At 67.2% G+C, this 16,140-nt stretch carries 12 protein-coding genes; 7 read left to right on the plus strand and 5 right to left on the minus strand.

What is annotated here, in order from left to right; all coding sequences use genetic code 11:
• Positions 1-166 precede the first annotated feature (166 nt).
• The gene (gene pycR, locus M6E97_RS24280; RefSeq protein ID WP_003121355.1) at positions 167-1,102 is read left to right on the plus strand and encodes a LysR family transcriptional regulator PycR; all 936 of its coding nucleotides are present in this window, start codon (positions 167-169) and stop codon (positions 1,100-1,102) included.
• Here pycR and M6E97_RS24285 read toward each other — a convergent pair.
• The gene (locus M6E97_RS24285; RefSeq protein ID WP_003105559.1) at positions 1,056-1,271 is read right to left on the minus strand and encodes a PA3496 family putative envelope integrity protein; all 216 of its coding nucleotides are present in this window, start codon (positions 1,269-1,271) and stop codon (positions 1,056-1,058) included. The genes pycR and M6E97_RS24285 overlap by 47 nt on opposite strands.
• Before the next feature lie 106 nt (positions 1,272-1,377).
• Positions 1,378-2,259, minus strand: a complete 882-nt coding sequence (hexR, locus tag M6E97_RS24290) for a transcriptional regulator HexR (protein ID WP_003096857.1) — start codon at positions 2,257-2,259, stop codon at positions 1,378-1,380.
• Between the two features lie 85 nt (positions 2,260-2,344).
• Between hexR and zwf the strand changes: the two genes are divergently transcribed.
• Both zwf and yegQ read left to right on the plus strand, forming a co-directional pair.
• The gene (gene zwf, locus M6E97_RS24295; protein WP_034005332.1) at positions 2,345-3,811 is read left to right on the plus strand and encodes a glucose-6-phosphate dehydrogenase; all 1,467 of its coding nucleotides are present in this window, start codon (positions 2,345-2,347) and stop codon (positions 3,809-3,811) included.
• Positions 3,812-3,891: 80 nt separating this feature from the next.
• Positions 3,892-5,286, plus strand: a complete 1,395-nt coding sequence (yegQ, locus tag M6E97_RS24300; protein WP_003142098.1) for a tRNA 5-hydroxyuridine modification protein YegQ — start codon at positions 3,892-3,894, stop codon at positions 5,284-5,286.
• On the opposite strand, the gene M6E97_RS24305 is transcribed toward yegQ, so the two are convergent.
• Genes M6E97_RS24305 through M6E97_RS24315 form a run of 3 tightly spaced genes read right to left on the minus strand, consistent with a single transcriptional unit; the run spans position 5,280 to position 11,114 of the window.
• Positions 5,280-6,005 carry a DUF3142 domain-containing protein gene (locus M6E97_RS24305; RefSeq protein WP_003096864.1) on the minus strand — a complete coding sequence of 242 codons (726 nt, stop codon included), beginning with the start codon at positions 6,003-6,005 and terminating at the stop codon, positions 5,280-5,282. The genes yegQ and M6E97_RS24305 overlap by 7 nt on opposite strands.
• A complete protein-coding gene (locus M6E97_RS24310; protein ID WP_033938232.1) occupies positions 6,002-8,200 on the minus strand; it encodes a hypothetical protein in 2,199 nt (732 codons plus the stop codon). The genes M6E97_RS24305 and M6E97_RS24310 overlap by 4 nt, the downstream gene beginning before the upstream one ends.
• Before the next feature lie 58 nt (positions 8,201-8,258).
• Complete coding sequence (locus M6E97_RS24315) at positions 8,259-11,114, minus strand: putative bifunctional diguanylate cyclase/phosphodiesterase (RefSeq protein ID WP_023092785.1); 2,856 nt, start codon at positions 11,112-11,114, stop codon at positions 8,259-8,261.
• Between the two features lie 180 nt (positions 11,115-11,294).
• Between M6E97_RS24315 and uvrD the strand changes: the two genes are divergently transcribed.
• From uvrD to M6E97_RS24335, 4 genes are all read left to right on the plus strand, one after another.
• Complete coding sequence (gene uvrD / locus M6E97_RS24320) at positions 11,295-13,481, plus strand: DNA helicase II (RefSeq protein ID WP_003096872.1); 2,187 nt, start codon at positions 11,295-11,297, stop codon at positions 13,479-13,481.
• Between the two features lie 37 nt (positions 13,482-13,518).
• Positions 13,519-13,947 carry an EamA family transporter gene (locus M6E97_RS24325; protein WP_023092786.1) on the plus strand — a complete coding sequence of 143 codons (429 nt, stop codon included), beginning with the start codon at positions 13,519-13,521 and terminating at the stop codon, positions 13,945-13,947.
• Positions 13,948-14,044: 97 nt separating this feature from the next.
• Complete coding sequence (locus M6E97_RS24330; RefSeq protein WP_003096875.1) at positions 14,045-15,538, plus strand: acetyl-CoA hydrolase/transferase family protein; 1,494 nt, start codon at positions 14,045-14,047, stop codon at positions 15,536-15,538.
• A gap of 377 nt (positions 15,539-15,915) precedes the next feature.
• On the plus strand, positions 15,916-16,119 hold the full coding sequence (locus M6E97_RS24335) for a DUF1127 domain-containing protein (protein WP_003096877.1): 204 nt from the start codon (positions 15,916-15,918) through the stop codon (positions 16,117-16,119).
• The last annotated feature ends 21 nt before the right edge of the window (positions 16,120-16,140 follow it).

Genomic DNA, 16,140 nt, shown 5'->3' on the forward strand with positions numbered 1-16,140 from the left:
TATTCCGGTCGCTGCATGACCGGCAGGCAGCTCCCGGTCGCACTTTTACCCTACCCCCGCGAGGGTGATTAACAAAAATCAATAATTATTGGGATAGCCATTAGAAAAGCTTTATAGTCGCCCGACCGATCTCGGTCAGAGTGTGACTGGAATGCGTAAGTCGTTGATGCGTATGACATTACGGCAGCTTCAGGTTTTCCGTGCCGTATGCGAGAGCCGCTCCTACAGCCGGGCGGCGGAGGAAATGGCCTTGACCCAGCCGGCGGTCAGCCTGCAGATCCGCCAACTGGAAGAGCTGGTCGGCCAGCCGCTGTTCGAGTACGTCGGCAAGAAGCTCTACCTGACCGATGCCGCCGAAGCCCTGCTGAAGACCAGCACCGACCTGTTCCAGCGCCTGGAAAGCCTGGACATGCAGCTCTCGGACCTGAAGGGCTCGCTGCAGGGCCAGTTGCGCCTGGCGGTGGAGTCCAGCGCCAAGTACATCACCCCGCACCTGTTCAAGGCGTTCCAGAACCTGCATCCGGAAGTCAGCCTGAGCCTGACGGTGGTCAACCGCACCCAGGTGATCAAGCGCCTGGCCGACAACCGCGACGACCTGGTGATCATGTCCCTGGTACCGCAGGACATGGCCCTGGAGTTCCTGCCCTTCCTGAACAACCCGATCATCGCCGTGGCGCCGCCGGACCATCCGCTGTGCAACGCCGCGAAGCTGGCCCTGAAGGACCTGGAGCCCTTCCCGCTACTGGTCCGCGAACCGGGCTCGGGCACCCGCAAGGCTTGCGAGGAGTTCTTCCAGCAACGCCGCGCGCACTTCTCGCAGATCCAGGAGATCGCCTCGCTGGAGTCCCTGCGCGAAGGGGTGATCGCCGGCCTCGGCCTGGCCCTGCTGCCGCGCCATGCGGCGCACCAGGAACTGGCCAACGGCCTGCTGCGCGAACTACCGGTGGAGGAATTGCCGCTCTATCGCAGCTGGTGCCTGGTGCACGCCAAGGGCAAGCGCCTGAGCCCGGTGGCCCAGGCGTTCGTCGCCTTCGTCCGCGAGGAGCGGGCGCTGATCAGCCAGCTCGCTGGGCGCTTCGCCGGCCCTGGCGGTTCGAGCTGAGGTAGGCGGCGGCTACCAGCTCGGGGTAGTCGGCCAGTTCCTGGCGCAGGCGCAGTTCTTCGCAGTGGTCCTCGATCGCCCGGCGGAATTGCATGCGCCGCTGGTCTTCGAGCTTGCGGCGGGTTTTCGAATCCACGTGCTGGGCATTGGCATCGCTATGACGGGGCATCTCGCGTCTCCCATGGCCGACTGGCTGGAGTCGCGAGCATCGCGCAGCAATGTGACGGTTTGGCGGCAGGCCGGTGAAGACTGCGTTATGCCTTCCCGGCGGCGCCTCAGGACGGCTCGCCGCGCTCTTCCTGGTTCTTCATCACCTTCGGCGACAGGCGCAGGCTGCGCAGGCTGCGCTTGACGCTCTTGAGGTGGTTGACCAGGTCCGGGCCGCGGGCCATGGCCACGCCCATCGCCAGCACGTCGATCACCACCAGGTGGGCGATGCGCGAGGTCAGCGGGGTGTAGATGTCGGTGTCCTCGTGCACGTCGATCGCCAGGTTGACCGTGGCCAGGTCGGCCAGCGGGGTCTGGCTCGGGCACAGGGTGATCAGCGTGGCGCCGGCCTCGCGCACCAGGTTGGCGGTGATCAGCAGGTCCTTCGAGCGACCCGACTGGGAAATGCAGATGGCCACGTCGCTGGGCTTGAGGGTCACCGCCGACATCGCCTGCATGTGCGGGTCGGAGTAGGCCGCCGCCGACAGCAGCAGGCGGAAGAACTTGTGCTGGGCATCCGAGGCCACCGCGCCGGAAGCGCCGAAGCCGTAGAACTCCACGCGCTGGGCGTGGGCGATGGCGGCGATGGCGCGCTCCAGGGCGTGGGTGTCCAGGTGCTCGCGGACTTCCATCAGGCTGTGCAGCGTGGTGTCGAAGATCTTCAGGCTGAAGTCGGCCACCGAGTCGCTCTCGTGGATCGAGAACTGGCCGAAGCTGGCGCCGGCCGCCAGGCTCTGCGCCAGCTTCAGCTTGAGGTCCTGGAAGCCGCTGCAGCCGATGGCGCGGCAGAAACGCACGATGGTCGGCTCGCTGACCCCGACCCCATGGGCCAGTTCGGCCATGGAGCTGTGCATGACCGACGCCGGATCGTTGAGAACGTGATCGGCGACCTTGAGTTCCGACTTGCGGAGCTGTTGGCGGGACTGGGCTATGTGCTGCAGCAGGTTCACAGGCTGGACTCGATTCTCTGTAGTAACCTTGTAGTTATACTACAAACAGTCAGCCACGCCCAGCCAACGCCGTCGGGAGCTTGCTTTGAGTACACCAGCCACTCCAACGTCCTGCGACATCCTGGTCTTCGGCGGTACCGGCGACCTGGCCCTGCACAAGCTGCTGCCGGCGCTCTATCGCCTGCACCGGGAGGACCGCCTGCCGGCCGATACGCGGATCTTCGCCCTCGCCCGCAGCGCGCTGGACAACGCCGCCTTCCTCGCCCTCGCCGAGCGCAACGTCCGCGCGGTGGTGGCGCGCAGCGAGTTCGCCGCCGAACAATGGAAAGGCTTCGCCGCGCGCCTCGACTACCTGGCCATGGACGCCTCGCAGAGCGCCGACTTCGGCCGTCTCGCGCGGCACCTGAAGAGCAGCGAGGGCCGGGTGCTGGTGCACTACCTGGCGACCTCGCCGAGCCTGTTCGCGCCGATCGCGCAGAACCTGTCCATCGCCGGCCTCGCCGGGCCGCAAGCGCGCATCGTGCTGGAAAAACCGCTGGGCCATTCGCTGGACTCGGCGCGGGCGATCAACCAGTCCATCGGCCGGGTGTTCGACGAGTCGCGGGTGTTCCGCATCGACCACTACCTGGGCAAGGAAACCGTGCAGAACCTGATGGCCCTGCGCTTCGCCAATGTGTTGTTCGAGCCGGTCTGGCGCGCGGCGCACATCGACCATGTGCAGATCAGCGTCAACGAGACCCTTGGCGTGGAGAACCGCGGCGGCTACTACGACCACGCCGGGGCGATGCGCGACATGGTGCAGAACCATCTGCTCCAGTTGCTCTGCCTGGTGGCGATGGAGGCGCCGGTGCGTTTCGACGCCGAGGCGGTGCGCAACGAGAAGCTCAAGGTGCTGCAGGCGCTGAAACCGATCTCCGGGCTCGACGTGCAGGACAAGACGGTACGCGGCCAGTACGCCGCCGGCAGGATCGGCGGCCAGGAGGTGCCGGCGTACTACTTCGAGAAGAACGTCGACAACGACAGCGATACCGAGACCTTCGTCGCGCTCCAGGCCGAGGTCGAGAACTGGCGCTGGGCCGGGGTGCCGTTCTACCTGCGCACCGGCAAGCGTATGGCGCGCAAGTGCTCGGAAATCGTCATCCAGTTCAAGCCGGTGCCGCACAGCCTGATCGACGGCGGCGGCGGGCCGGCCAACCGCCTGTGGATAAGGTTGCAGCCGGAGGAGCGGATCAGCGTGCAACTGATGGCCAAGACCCCGGGCAAGGGCATGCAACTGGAACCGGTGGAGCTGGACCTCAATCTGGCCGAGGCCCTCAGCCGCAACAAGCGGCGCTGGGACGCCTACGAACGCCTGCTGCTGGACGTGATCGAGGGCGACTCGACGCTGTTCATGCGCCGCGACGAGGTAGAGGCCGCCTGGGGCTGGGTCGACCCGATCCTCGCCGGCTGGCGCGAGCACTACCAGAGCCCGCGGCCCTACCCGGCCGGCAGCAACGGCCCGGAACAGGCGCAACTGCTGCTGGAACTGCAGGGTCGACGCTGGCTGGAATGACGCGGACATTGATCCGGCTCAGGATCGCCCGGCGCGCGCTCGGCTAGAGTCGCGCGCCCACGTCGTTGCGAGCCCGAACCATGACCGCCACCGCCCTCCGCCCCGAACTGCTGTGCCCCGCCGGCACCCTGAAAAGCATGCGCTATGCCTTCGCCTACGGCGCCGATGCCGTCTACGCCGGGCAGCCGCGCTACAGCCTGCGGGTGCGCAACAACGATTTCGACCACGCCCAACTGGCCGAAGGCATCGCCGAGGCCCACGCGCTCGGCAAGCGCTTCTACGTGGTGGTCAACATCGCCCCGCACAACGCCAAGCTGAAGACCTTCCTGCGCGACCTGGAGCCGGTGGTCGCCATGGGTCCGGATGCGCTGATCATGTCCGATCCCGGCCTGATCATGCTGGTTCGCCAGCATTTCCCGCAGATGCCCATCCACCTGTCGGTGCAGGCCAACGCGGTGAACTGGGCCGCGGTGCAGTTCTGGCGGCAGCAGGGCCTGACCCGGGTGATCCTTTCCCGCGAGCTGTCGCTGGAGGAGATCGAGGAAATCCGCCAGCAGGTACCGGACATGGAGCTGGAAGTGTTCGTCCACGGCGCCTTGTGCATGGCCTATTCCGGGCGCTGCCTGCTGTCCGGCTACATCAACCGCCGCGACCCCAACCAGGGCACCTGCACCAATGCCTGCCGCTGGGAGTACAAGGCGGTGGAGGGCCGCGAGGACGAGCTGGGCAACGTAGTGGCGCGGGAGCCGACCCTGGGACGCGGCGCGCCGACCGAGCAGGTATTCCTCCTCGAGGAAGGCAACCGTCCCGGCGAACCGATGGCCGCCTTCGAGGACGAACACGGCACCTACATCATGAATTCCAAGGACCTCCGCGCCGTGCAGCACGTCGAGCGGCTGGCGCGGATCGGCGTGCACTCGCTGAAGATCGAGGGCCGTACCAAGTCCCACTACTACGTGGCGCGCACCGCCCAGGTCTACCGCCAGGCGATCGACGACGCGGCGGCCGGCAAGCCGTTCGACCGCGGTCTGATGGACACCCTGGAGTCCCTCGCCCACCGCGGCTACACCGAGGGCTTCCTGCGCCGCCACGTGCACGACGAGTACCAGAACTACCAGCACGGCCATTCGCTGTCCGAGCGCCAGCAGTTCGTCGGCGAACTCACCGGCGAACGCCGCGACGGACTGGCCGAGGTGGAGGTGAAGAACCGCTTCCAGCGCGGCGACAGCGTCGAACTGATGACTCCGCGAGGCAACCTGAGCCTGCGCGTGGAGGACCTGCGCAACGCCGCCGGCGAAGCCATCGAGGTGGCGCCGGGCAATGGCCACGTGGTCTACCTGGCGCTGCCGGAAGGCCTGGACCTGCGCTACGCGTTACTGATGCGCGATCTCCAGCCCGGCCAGGACACCCGCCAGCCGCAGGCCGAACGCAGCGGCGGGTGTGCCGGCAAGGGCGCTTGCGGCTGCGCTCACTGAGGGTTGAGCAGGAACACCACGTAGCCCCTGAACCAGGGGCTCTTTTCCAGGTAGTCGGGGGCTTGCCAGTCGCCGCCCTGGACCAGGCCGATCCGGTACGGCAGTTGCAGGCGGCTGACCCGCGGGAGGTAGGCGGCGTGGTTGGGAATGCTGTGGCGCCCCTGGTAGGTCTGCACCACCACTTCGTCGACCACGCCCTTGAGCCGGTTGATCGCCGCCGGCTCGGCGTTGCTGCCCCAGTCGAGCAACCCGGTGATGCTCAAGCGGTATTCGCGGGGCAGGCGCCGGCGCAGGTCGCGGAGGAAATCGACGTACTCGTCGAGGTAGCGGGTACGCGCATCGAAGTCGATCTGGATGCCGACCACCGGGTTGCCGGCACGCTTCCAGCGCTGCACCTGGTTCAGCACGGCCTGGTAGATCTGCGGCGTCCAGCGCAGGGTATGGGCGCGGTACACCACCCAGACCTCACCCCGCGCCAGGCGCGGCACCGAGATGCCCTGGGCGATCAGCCGCACGCCCTCGCCGGGGCGCCGGCGCGACTGGCTGATCTGTCCCTGCAGGATGTACAGCGTCTCGGCCCGCGCCAGCACCGGCTGCGGCGCGACGCCGCTCCACAGCCAGAAAGCGCCGTAGTCCTCGGCGCGCACCGCGGCCTCGACGGACGGCAACAGCGGCAGGCCCAGCAACAGGCCCGCCAGCCAGGCTCGCCAGCGCCTCACCAGTAGTACTTCAGTTCCTTGGCCCAGGAGCTGTCGGCGTAGGTCGACTTGAGCGAACGGAACCATTGCTTGCGCTCGGCCTGCGGGATGTCCTGCTGGCCGCAGGTGTTGTAGCCGGCCGGGGCGAAGCAGTTGATCGCGCGGAACAGCGCGTAGGCCTTGTCTTCGCGCGGTGCCTTGGGGTTGTCCATGACCAGGCGATAGCCATCCAGCCGGGAGTACACCGCGCCCTTGAAGCCGCTCGGGGTGCCGCCCAGCTCGTTGGCCTCGGGCTGGCTGTCCAGCGGCATGCCGTCGAGACCGTTGCGCAGGATGAATTCGCCCAGGCAGTTCAGGCCCTTCGGGTCCTTGTCATCGGCGGCCAGCGCCGCGGCCGACTCGGCGATGGCCGGGCAAACGTAGCCGGACTCGGCCTTGTCGCCCGTCCAGCGGAACAGCTCCAGGCTGTTGCCGGCGCCGTAGACATAGCCGAGGCTGGTGCCCAGCTTGGTCTGCGAGGGGGTTTCGCCGAGCAGCGCGAAGTCCTTGCCGAAGTCGGCGAAGCGGCTGCGGCGCAGGTCCTTGTAAAGGAGAGTGAACAGCGCGCTGTCGCGCTCTTCCGCCGTCGCCCCCTGCTTGGCCTGGCGGCGCAACAGCGCGGCGTCGGCGACGTTGCGCAGGAGGATGCTGCGCAGCAGCGGCTCCTGGACCGGTGAACCTTCGGCGAAGACCTTTTCCAGCTGGCCGCTGCGCTCGTAGTTGAGCGCCAGGGCCAGCTGCAACTGGCCCTTCTGGTACGGCTGCGCGGCCTGCGGCAACAGTTCCAGCCAGAGCGCCTCGGCGGCTTTCCAGTCCTTCTGCCGCTCCAGCGCCAGCCCGCGCAGGGTCTGCTGGCTGAAGCCGACGTAGTCGAGGCTGCCGACCTTTTGCGGCAGCGCTTCGAGGGTCTTCGCCGGGTCCTGGTCGACATAGAAGCGATAGGCCGCCTGCAGGTAGGCGAACAGTTCGGGATGCGCGGCGAAGCTGGCCTGTTGGGCCTGCAGTGTTTCCCAGGTGAAGCTGCGCGGGGTCGACGGATCGTGGGCGCGCATCTGCACCAGGTCGGCCACCGCCAGCAGCAGCGGGGTCTGGATGTCGCCGAGCTGGATACCGGTCAGGAGCTTGTTGTCGACCTCCTGGACCAGGTCTTCCAGGGCCATGTTGCGCTGCCCTTGCTCGGCTTCGGCGAATTGCGCGGCATAGTCCTGGGCCAGCAGCTTCTGGTCGCCGGCCAGCCAATGCACGCGCCGCTGCAAGCCCTTGGCAGAGGCGGCGTAGAGCCCCTTCGGATACGCCTGCAGGTAGGCATCGAGGGCGCTGCGGGTCTGTTCCAGGCGAGCCTTGTCGACATTCTGCAACTCGGGGAAGCCCATGTCGTCGAAGGCGTTCTGCTGGGCGGCGTTGAGCAGGGTGCGCGCCTGCAGGTACAGGGCGGTTTCCTTCAGCCAGGGCTGCGACACGTCCTGCAACGCCTTGAAGCCCTGTTCGGCTTCGTCGAAGCGGCCGCTGTAGAAGTTGGCCGCAGCCTCCAGGTACGTGGCGAAGGCCTTGCCTGCGGCCGACTCGACGCCTTGCGCGAGCACACCGCCCAGTTCCTCTTGTTCCCAGCCGCAGGCACCGAGCAGCTCCAGGCGGCTGTTGGCCAGTGCCTTGGTCTCCGCCTCGCCCAGCCCGGCGTCACGCACCTGGCGAAGAAACGCCAGCGCGCTGTCCTGGTCGTTGCTGCGGCAGCGGCTGCCCTCGCCCTCGAAGAATTCGGCGCCGGCGATCTTTTCCGGTAGCGCTGCGGCGCCCATCTGCCGGGCCAGTTCGGCGAGCGGCGAGGGCGCTGGCGCAGGCGGCGGTGTCTCCGCCTCGCTCGCCGCCGGCGCAGGCGGCTGGCTGCCGTCGCCGGGCAGCAGGCGGAACAGGCCGAACGGCACCAGGCCGTAGCCTTCGAGCTTCTCTTCCTCCGACGGCGGCGCCTCCACCAGCCGCCAGTGGCCGGCGTCGGCCAGCAGCAGACGCAGGTTGGCGCGGGTGTCGTTGCCCGGGGCGAGGAACGGCAGGGTATCGCAGACACCGCCGCCGACCAGCGACCAATCGGGATAGCAGGAGTCGTCGCTGCTGGCCTGGGCCAGCGGGGAGAGACCGGCGCCCACCAGCAGGAGGGCAGGAAGAAGCGGCTTCGAGCGCATGAATCGTCCTTAATTCGTGGGAGTCGAAAGTGCTACAGCATACTCCGCCGGATCGCGTTCAACGAGCCTGGCGCAAACCTTCCTCCAGGGCATGGGCCGGCAACGGCCGGCCGATCAGGTAGCCCTGCAGCTCGTCGCAACGTTGGGCCACCAGGAAGTCCCGCTGCTCGATGGTTTCCACGCCTTCGGCGACCACCTTCAGGTCGAGGCTGTGGGCCATGGCGATGATCGCCCGGATGATCGCCGCATCCTCGCTGTTCTGGGTCAGGTCGCGGACGAACGACTGGTCGATCTTCAGGTAGTCCAGCGGCAGGCGCTTCAGGTAGCTGAGCGAGGAATAGCCGGTGCCGAAGTCGTCGACCGACAGCTTCACCCCCATCTCGCGCAACTGGCGGAAGGTCGCCAGGACACTGTCGAGGGCGTCCAGCCACTGGCTTTCGGTCAACTCCAGCTCCAGTTGCGCCGCCGGCAGGCCGCTGTCGGCCAGCGCCGAGCGCACTACGTCGAGCAGGTCGCCCTGGCGCAACTGGTGGACCGAGAGGTTCACCGAGACCCGCAGGTTCAGGCCCCGCTGGCTCCACTCGGCGGCCTGCAGGCAGGCCCGGCGCAGGACGAATTCGCCGATCTCGCCGATCAACCCGCACTCCTCGGCGAGGCCGATGAAGGTCGACGGCGGGATCATGCCCTCCTCCGGATGGTGCCAGCGCACCAGCGCCTCGACCGAGTCCGCGCAGCCGCTGGCCAGGCACAGCTTGGGCTGGTAATGCACGTCCAGCTGGCCCTCCTCGACCGCCTTGCGCAACCGGGTTTCCAGGCGCAGGCGTTCGAGGGTGCTGTCCTGCAGGTTGTCACGGAAGAACTGGAAGGTGTTGCCGCCGAGTTGCTTGGCATGTTGCATCGCCAGGTTCGCCTGGCTCATCAGCACGGAGATTTCCCGCGCCTGCTCGGAAAACAGGCTGATCCCCAGCGAGGCGCCGAGGATCAGCTCGTGGCCCAGCACGCTCACCGGCTGGCGCAACTGGACCAGCAGGCGTTCGGCCAGGCGCGACAGGGCCGCGGCGCCGGTGCCGCCATCGAGGAGGATGGCGAACTCGTCGCCGGCCAGACGCGCCAGGGTGTTGGCTTCCGGCGCGGTGCGCCGCAGGCGCTGGGCCATCTCCCTGAGCAACTGGTCGGCGACCTCGTGGCCGAGGCTGTCGTTGAGCAGCTTGAAGCGGTCCAGGTCGATCAGCAGCAGGGCCAGCCCGCCTTCCTCCTGGCGCGCCCGCTGGGCCGCCTCGTGCAGCCGCTCGCGGAACAACCGGCGGTTGGCCAGGCCGGTCAGTTCGTCGTAGTGCAGCAGGTGACGCAGGCGCTCCTCGACGTCGCGGCGGGCGCTGAGATCGGTGAAGAAACCGACGATGTGGGTCGCCTCGCCGTTGCCATCGCGCAGCAGGTTGAGCTGCAGCCATTGGGGATAGGGATCGCCATTCTTCCGCGTATCCACCAGTTCGCCCTGCCACTGCCCATGCTGGCGCAGCTCGGCGCGGATCTGCCGGTAGTGGCGCTGGGCCTCGGGGGTATTCACCAGCAGGCTGGCGTTGCGCCCGACCACGTCCTCGCGGCGATAGCCGGTGATGCGACTGAAGGCCTGGTTGACCGCCAGCAGGTTGTAGGCCGGATCGAGGATCACGATGCTCTCGCTGGCCGCCTCGAACACTGTCGCGGCCAGTTGCTGCTGCTCTTCCAGGCGCTTGCGCGCGCTGATGTCGCTGCGCGTGCCGAGCATCCGCGTCACCCGTCCCCGCGGGTCGCGAGCCATGGCCCGGCCACGATCCTCCAGCCAGCGCCAGCCGCCCTCCCGGTCGCGCACGCGGTACTCCACCCGGTACAGCTCGCTGCGCCCCTTGAGATGTTCGGCGAGGGCGCGACGGATACGCGGCAGGTCGCCGGGGTGGATGCTTTCGATCAGCCTGCGATAGTCCTCGGGACCGTCCCCGGCGTCGCTGAAGACCGCCTCGAGATAGGAATGCTGGACCCGGCCGCTCTCCAGGTTCCAGTCCCACAACCCCAGCTCACTGGCCTCCAGGGCCATGGCCAGGCGCGCCTCGCTCTGGCTGAGCGCCTGGCTGGTCACGCCAAGCTCCTCGGTGCGCGCCTCCACCCGGCGCTGCAAGGCATCGCGGGCGGCGCGCAGCTCGCGTTCGACCAGGCGTCGCTGGCCGACCTCCTGGGCGAGCTTGCGATTGAGCGCTTCGGCCTCGGCGTTGACGCGTTCCAGGTGCAGGTTCAGCGCCTGGGTCTGGAAGCGTCGCAACAGCGCGCCCTGCACCAGCCGGTGGATCTGCCCGGCGACCACCAGCAGCGCCACCAGCAGGATCAGGCCGAGCACGCCCCAGCCCTGCAACAGGCTATGCGGCTGCAACAGCAGGAAAACGATGGATGGCAGCAGGCCCGGCAAGGCGAAGGTGAGGAAGGCCGGCAGGCTCACCGCATAGGCGACGCTGGCGGAGAGGATCGCCGCCGCCACCAGGCCGAACACCAGCACCTGCTGGAGGAAGGCATCGGCCGGGACCAGCATGATCACCGCGAACGCCAGGGTCAGGCCCGAGGCGCCGGCGCCGCACAGGAAGGTCCGCCGCCAGTGGCGGCTGGCCTGGCGACGGCTGTCGGCCTGCTGGAAGGCGGCGACCTGCAGCAGGCGCAGGACGGCGAGCAACACCAGCCAGACCAGCCAGCCACCGAGCAGCCAGCTGCTGACCTTGCCCCACACCAGGCAGGCGCTGGTCACGCCGCCGAGCAGCATGAGCAGGGTCGGCGTGCGCGAGCCGAGATAAAGGAGCCGGGTACGCTCGATGGCAATTTCGCGGGCGTAGAGCCGCAGTACATCGGTGCTGCCGCCCGGCAGCGCCAAGGGCTCGACATGGACGGTCATAGGCGCTTGTTCTTGTAGTGGTTTGCCTTGAAGTGGCCGGAGCATAACCGAGCAGGGGCAGGCTGCCCAAGGCCGGGACAGACAGAGCATTTTTCCGCAGCCAGGCCCGACGCTGCGCCGGCCTGCGCCGAATGGCGGCCCGGTTTGCCCGGCTTTTCCCCGCCCCGGTAGAATGCCGCGATGAACGACGACCTCTCCCTCCTGCTGAACTCCCTCAACGACCCGCAGCGCCAGGCCGTGGCCGCGCCGCTGGGCCGCCAACTGGTCCTCGCCGGCGCCGGCTCGGGCAAGACCCGCGTGCTGGTGCACCGGATCGCCTGGCTGATCCAGGTCGAGCACGCCTCGCCCTACAGCATCCTGTCGGTGACCTTCACCAACAAGGCGGCGGCGGAGATGCGCCACCGCATCGAGCAGTTGCTCGGGATCAATCCGGCGGGCATGTGGGTCGGCACCTTCCACGGCCTCGCTCATCGCCTGCTGCGCGCGCACTGGCGCGAGGCCGGGCTGAGCGAGAACTTCCAGATCCTCGACAGCGACGACCAGCAACGCCTGGTCAAGCGGGTGATCCGCGAACTCGGCCTCGACGAGCAGCGCTGGCCGGCGCGCCAGGCCCAGTGGTTCATCAACGGGCAGAAGGACGAGGGCCTGCGGCCGCAACACATCCAGCCCGGCGGCGACCTGTTCCTCGCCACCATGCTGAAGATCTACGAAGCCTACGAGGCGGCCTGCGCCCGCGCCGGGGTGATCGACTTCTCCGAGCTGCTGCTGCGCGCCCTGGACCTCTGGCGCGACCATCCCGGCGTGCTCGAGCACTACCAGCGGCGCTTCCGCCATATCCTGGTGGACGAGTTCCAGGACACCAACGCCGTGCAGTACGCCTGGCTACGGATTCTCGCCAAGGGCGGCGACAGCCTGATGGTGGTCGGCGACGACGACCAGTCGATCTACGGCTGGCGTGGCGCACGGATCGAGAACATCCAGCAGTTCAGCGACGACTTCGCCGACGCCGAGGTGATCCGCCTGGAGCAGAACTACCGTTCCACCGCGTCGATCCTCAAGGCCGCCAACGCCCTGATCGCCAACAACCAGGGACGCCTGGGCAAGGAGTTGTGGACCGACGGCGAGGACGGCGAGTCGCTGAGCCTGTACGCCGCGTTCAACGAGCACGACGAGGCGCGCTACGTGGTCGAATCGATCGAGAGCGCGCTCAAGGGCGGCCTGGCGCGCAGCGAGATCGCCATCCTCTACCGCTCCAACGCCCAGTCGCGGGTGCTGGAGGAAGCCCTGCTGCGGGAGAAGATTCCCTACCGCATCTACGGCGGCCAGCGCTTCTTCGAGCGTGCCGAGATCAAGAACGCCATGGCCTACCTGCGCCTGCTCGACGGCCGCGGCAACGACGCGGCGCTGGAACGGGTGGTCAACGTGCCGGCACGCGGCATCGGCGAGAAGACCGTGGAGAGCATCCGCGAATTCGCCCGCGGCAACGATGTGTCGATGTGGGAGGCGATCCGCCTGATGATCGCCAACAAGGTCCTGCCCGGCCGCGCCGCCAGCGCCCTGACCGGCTTCGTCGAGCTGATCGAGAATCTTTCGGCGAAGGTCATGGACATGCCGCTGCACCTGATGACCCAGACGGTGATCGAGCAGTCCGGACTGATCAGCTACCACAAGGAAGAAAAAGGCGAGAAAGGCCAGGCCCGGGTGGAGAACCTCGAGGAACTGGTCAGCGCCGCCCGCGCCTTCGAGAACAGCGAGGAAGAGGAAGACCTCACCCCGCTGCAGGCCTTCCTCAGCCACGCCTCCCTGGAGGCCGGGGAAACCCAGGCCGACGCCCACGAGGACAGTGTCCAGCTGATGACCCTGCACAGCGCCAAGGGCCTGGAGTTCCCGCTGGTGTTCCTGGTCGGCATGGAGGAAGGGCTGTTCCCGCACAAGATGAGCCTGGAGGAATCCGGCCGCCTGGAAGAGGAACGCCGCCTGGCCTACGTCGGCGTCACCCGCGCCATGCAGCGACTGGTCCTGACCTACGCGGAGACCCGCCGGCTCTACGGTAGCGAGACCTACAACAAGGTTTCGCGCTTCATCCGCGAGATCCCGCCGGCGCTGATCCAGGAAGTGCGCCTGTCCAATACCGTCAGCCGCCCCTACGGCGGCACCTCGCGCAGTGCCGGCGGCAACCTCTTCAGCGGCGCCGGGGTGCCGGAGACGCCCTTCTCCCTCGGCCAGCGGGTGCGCCACGCGCTGTTCGGCGAAGGGACTATCCTCAACTTCGAAGGCGCCGGCGCCCAGGCCCGGGTGCAGGTGAATTTCGAGAGCGAAGGCAGCAAGTGGCTGATGCTCGGCTACGCCAAGCTGGAAGCCCTGTAGCGGCGCAGCCCGTGGAGAAGGCCCGGAGGAGGACGACATGCTGGCATCCTGGGCCTTCTGGGCACTGCTTTCGGCGCTGTTCGCCGCGCTGACCGCGATCTTCGCCAAGATCGGCCTCGACCGGGTCGATTCGGACTTCGCCACCTTCATCCGCACCCTGGTGATCCTCGTCACCCTCGGCGGCATCCTCGCGGTCCTGGGCAAGTTCCAGGCCCCGGGCAGCATCCTGCCGCGCAGCTGGCTGTTCCTGGTGCTCTCCGGGCTGGCCACCGGTGCCTCCTGGACCTGCTATTTCCGCGCCCTCAAGCTCGGCCCGGCGTCGCTGGTGGCGCCGCTGGACAAGTTCAGCGTGGTGCTGGTGGCACTGCTCGGCGTGGCCTTCCTCGGCGAACGCCTGGACCTGCGCCAATGGCTCGGCGTAGCCCTGGTGACAGCGGGCGTGGTGGTCCTGGCAATCCGCCCATAAGCCCGCTGAATGGCGCTTCGACCTTGGTATAAAGGCGAAAAATCGCGGAAACCCTAGACTGGCGGCCTCTAATAATTCGTCGTCTGAGGTTCGTTCCATGTACCGTGATCGCGTGCGCCTGCCCTCCCTGCTCGACAAGGTGATGAGTGCGGCCGAAGCCGCCGACCTGATCCAGGACGGCATGACCGTCGGCATGAGCGGTTTCACCCGCGCCGGCGAGGCCAAGGCCGTACCCCAGGCGCTGGCCATGCGCGCCAAGGAACGTCCGCTGCGTATCAGCCTGATGACCGGCGCCAGCCTCGGCAACGACCTCGACAAGCAGCTCACCGAGGCCGGCGTGCTCGCCCGGCGCATGCCGTTCCAGGTCGACAGCACCCTGCGCAAGGCGATCAACGCCGGCGAAGTGATGTTCATCGACCAGCATCTCTCGGAAACCGTCGAGCAGTTGCGCAACCACCAGCTGAAGCTGCCGGACATCGCCGTCATCGAAGCCGCCGCGATCACCGAGCAGGGCCACATCGTGCCGACCACCTCGGTGGGCAACTCGGCGAGCTTCGCGATCTTCGCCAAGCAGGTCATCGTCGAGATCAACCTGGCCCACAGCACCAACCTGGAAGGCCTGCACGACATCTATATCCCGACCTACCGGCCGACCCGCACGCCGATCCCGCTGACCCGCGTCGACGACCGCATCGGCAGCACGGCGATCCCGATCCCGCCGGAGAAGATCGTCGCCATCGTCATCAACGACCAGCCGGACTCGCCATCCACCGTGCTGCCGCCGGACGGCGAGACCCAGGCCATCGCCAACCACCTGATCGATTTCTTCAAGCGCGAGGTCGACGCCGGACGCATGAGCAACAGCCTCGGCCCGCTGCAGGCCGGTATCGGCAGCATCGCCAACGCGGTGATGTGCGGCCTGATCGAGTCGCCGTTCGAGAACCTGACCATGTACTCCGAAGTGCTGCAGGACTCGACCTTCGACCTGATCGACGCCGGCAAGCTGCGCTTCGCCTCGGGCAGCTCGATCACCCTGTCGCCGCGGCGCAACGCCGACGTGTTCGGTAACCTGGAGCGTTACAAGGACAAGCTGGTGCTGCGCCCGCAGGAAATCTCCAACCACCCCGAGGTGGTCCGTCGCCTGGGCATCATCGGCATCAATACGGCGCTGGAGTTCGACATCTACGGCAACGTCAACTCGACCCACGTCGGCGGCACCAAGATGATGAACGGCATCGGCGGCTCCGGCGACTTCGCCCGCAACGCGCACCTGGCGATCTTCGTCACCAAGTCGATCGCCAAGGGCGGCAACATTTCCAGCGTGGTGCCGATGGTCAGCCACGTCGACCACACCGAGCACGACGTCGACATCCTCGTCACCGAGCAGGGCCTCGCCGACCTGCGCGGCCTGGCGCCTCGCGAACGGGCCCGGGTGATCATCGAGAACTGTGTCCACCCGTCCTACCAGGCACCGCTGCTGGACTACTTCGAGGCGGCTTGCGCGAAAGGCGGCCACACGCCGCATCTGTTGCGCGAGGCGCTGGCCTGGCACCTGAACCTGGAAGAACGTGGACACATGCTGGCCGGCTGAGGCTGAACCGTTTCATCCGCAACTATTTCCAGCGCCCGGACGATTAATTCTTCCGGGCGTCTGGACAGGGCAGAAAAAACCACGTAAAAACATATTTCGGCGGCCTTTTCTCTTGCCGCCATCGCAACACGCCCACCCAGCCCTTTCGCTTTTCCTGCTGTAACACTTCGCTGTTTCTTTCGGTAACGCACCATGACGGTGCAGAGCGGTACAGTTACGCACCGAAACAACCCATACAGTTCGGAAACACACCCCGGTGATCCAACGCAATTCTCCGCAACTGTTCCTATTCTTGTTGACCTGTTAGTCAGATCATATTGCTCAGTTAATCACTAGCAACCTGACTACCCACCACAAGTGGGAAGGATCGACACATCATGGAACGTACCCTCGGTTCCAACACTTTCGACATCGCTCGCTCCAACCGCCGCAGCAGCAGCCTGCTGGGCACCATGAAACTGTGGCAGCGCCGCATCCAGAGCCGTCGCCAGCTGGCCCGCCTGGACTCCCGCCTGCTCGCCGACGCCGGCATCAGCGAAGCCCAGCGCTACGCCGAGCTGAACAAGCCGTTCTGGCGCTAAGCGATACTGTAACGCCCCGGT

It is taken from the genome of Pseudomonas sp. B111, assembly GCF_026428275.1.
GTDB lineage: Bacteria > Pseudomonadota > Gammaproteobacteria > Pseudomonadales > Pseudomonadaceae > Pseudomonas > Pseudomonas aeruginosa.